Annotated in this window: 1 protein-coding gene; it reads left to right on the forward strand. The window is 76.8% G+C overall.

The features are described 5' to 3' along the window. A partial coding sequence (locus UG55_RS26655) for an SDR family NAD(P)-dependent oxidoreductase (RefSeq protein WP_128423214.1) occupies positions 1-3,002 on the forward strand: 3,002 nt, incomplete at both ends.

Here is a 3,002-nt window from a genome sequence, read left to right on the forward strand (position 1 = left end):
ACCCGCCGACTCACCGTCTCCGGCGCCTTCCACTCCCCCCACACCGACCCACTCCTCGACGACTTCACCGCCATCGCCACCACCATCACCTACACGCCCCCCACCATCCCGATCATCTCCAACCTCACCGGCACCACCGCCAACCCCACCGACATCACCACCCCCCACTACTGGACCCGCCACCTCCGCGGCACCGTCCGCTTCCACCAGAGCATCCAGACCCTCCACACCCTCGGCACCACCACCTACCTCGAAATCGGGCCCGACGCCACGCTCGCGACCCTCACCGAGGAGATCCTCGACGGGGCCGAGCGCCGCTGCCGGGTGTCCGCGGCGCTGCGCCGGGGCCGCGGCGAGCGGCTCGCCCTGCTCACCGCACTCGCCGAGATCCACGTCGAGGGCCATCCGGTCGACTGGCGGGCGCTCACGCCGCCACCGGACGGGCTGGTCGGCCGGCCGGTCGACCTGCCGACCTACCCGTTCCAGCGGCGGCGCTTCTGGATCGGGCCGCCGGCCGCGGACACAGACGCCACCGGCCTCGGGCTCCTCCCCGGCGCGCACCCGCTGCTGGCGGCGGCGGTGGACGTCGCGGAGACCGGCACCAGCGTCTTCACCGGGCGCCTGTCCGTCGACGAGACGCCGTGGCTGGCCGATCACGCGATCGCCGGCACGATCCTGCTGCCCGGCGCCGCGCTCGTCGACCTCGCGTTGCATGCCGCGGCGCACGCGGGTGCCTCCGCCGTGGCGGAGCTGACCCTCGCGGCACCGGTGACCATCCCCCATCCGGGAACCCGGACGATCCAGCTGACCCTGGGCGGACCGGACGAGGCCGGGCGCCGCCCGCTGACCGTCCACACCGCGGCGGACGGGGCGGAGCCCGGCGAGGACCCGGGCTGGGTCCGGCACGCCACCGGCATCGTGGACACCGCCGCACCGGCGGACGGCGCTGGCGGCACTGGCAGCACTGGCGGCACTGGCAGCACGGACAGCACGGACGGCGAGAGCCTGGCGGGTACGCCGTGGCCGCCGGCCGGCGCCGAGGCGATCGACGTCAGCGGTCACTATGACCGGCTGGCCGGGGCCGGGTACGAGTACGGGCCGGCCTTCCAGGGCCTGCGGGCCGCCTGGCGGGACGGCGAGGACATCGTCGCCGAGGTGGCCGCCGACGCGGGCGCTTCGGCGGGGTACCCCGGGGACGCCACTGCCACGGGTACGAACGGACACGTCCTGCACCCGGCGCTGCTCGACGCGGCGCTGCACGCGATCAGCCTGCTGCCCGGCACCGGCACCGGTGGCGATGCCGACACCGCGAGCGTCTACCTGCCGTTCTCCTGGGAAGGCGTGCGACTCCTCACCGCGGACGCGGCGGCCGGTGCGGCCAGGGCGGCCGGGGCGGCGCCGGACGTCCTGCGCGTCCGGGTGACACCGCGGCCGGCCGCCGACGGGGCCGTGGCGGGCGCCGACGGGGGAACGATCACGGTCGGGCTCCGCCTGTACGACGGCGCCGGTGTGCCCGTCGCCGCGGTGGCGGGGCTGCGGCTGCGCCCACTGCGCCCCGAGCAGGCCGGCGGCGCCGCGCACCGCCATCACGAGGACCTCTACCAGGTGCGTTGGGAACCGGTCACGGCCGCGGCGACCAGTACCGCGCCGGGCACCGCCACCGCGCGCTGGGGCTGGGTCGGGTCGCCCGAGTCCCCGTTCGAGGACGGTCCGGGCGGCCTCGCCGCGGCGGTGAGCGCCGCCGGCGCCGAGGTCGTCCGGTATGCCGACCTGCCCGCGCTCGGCGCCGCCGGGCAGGCACCCGAGGTGGTGCTGACCGCGTTCACCGGCCAGCCGGCCGAGCCCGGCCCGGCGGACGCGCGGCAGGCAGCCGCCCGGGCGCTGGACCTGCTCACCGCCTGGCTGGGCGACGAGCGTCTCGCCTCCGCGCGGCTCGTCCTGCTCACCCGCGGCGCGGTCGCCACCGACGGCCCGGCGGACGCCTCGACCGGCACTCCGGCGGACGTACCGGCAGACCCACCGGCCGGCGCTGCGCCCGCCGGGGGCGTCGATCTCACCCACGCCGCACTGTGGGGGCTGGTCCGCTCGGCGCAGGCGGAGTACCCCGGCCGGTTCCTGCTGGTGGACGTCGACGGCGAGGACGCCTCACCGCCGGCCGTCGCCGCCGCCGTGCGCTGGGCGCTGGTCGCCGACGAGCCCGCGCTCGCGGTCCGTCGCGGCGCCGTGCTCGTGCCGAGGCTGGCCCGGGTACCCGTCAGCGCCGGGACGCTCCCGGCCGACCCGGCCGACCTGCCGGACCTGCCGGACCTGCCGGCGGATCCGCCGGGGACGGTGCTCGTCACCGGCGGCACCGGCACCCTCGGCGCCCTGGCCGCCCGCCACCTCGTCACCCACCACGGCATCCGCCACCTGCTCCTGGCCAGCCGCCGCGGCCCGGCCGCCCCCGGCGCCGACAACCTCGCCGCCGAACTCACCGCACTCGGCGCCGACGTCCAGATCACCGCTGCCGACCTGACCGACCCCGCCGCCGCCCGGGCCCTCATCGAGACCATCCCGAGCCACCGACCACTCACCGCCGTCATCCACACCGCCGGCATCCTGCACGACGCCACCCTGGCCGCCCTCACCCCGGACCAGCTCGACACCGTCCTCAAAGCAAAGATCGACACCAGCTGGAACCTGCACCAGGCCACCCTCGACCAACCCCTCACCGCCTTCGTCCTCTACTCCTCCCTCGCCGGCACCGTCGGCACCCCCGGCCAGGCCAACTACGCCGCCGCCAACACCTACCTCGACGCCCTCGCCCACCACCGCCGAGCCACCGGACTCCCCGCCACCAGCCTCGCCTGGGGACTCTGGGAGGACACCAGCACCATCACCGCCGAGCTCACGGCCACCGACCACACCCGCATCCGGCGCGCGGGGCTGCTCCCGCTGCCGGCGCCGCTGGGCCTGGCACTGCTCGACACCGCGCTCACCCGAGCGGACCCGCTGCTCGTACC

Source organism: Frankia sp. EI5c (assembly GCF_001636565.1).
GTDB lineage: Bacteria > Actinomycetota > Actinomycetes > Frankiales > Frankiaceae > Parafrankia.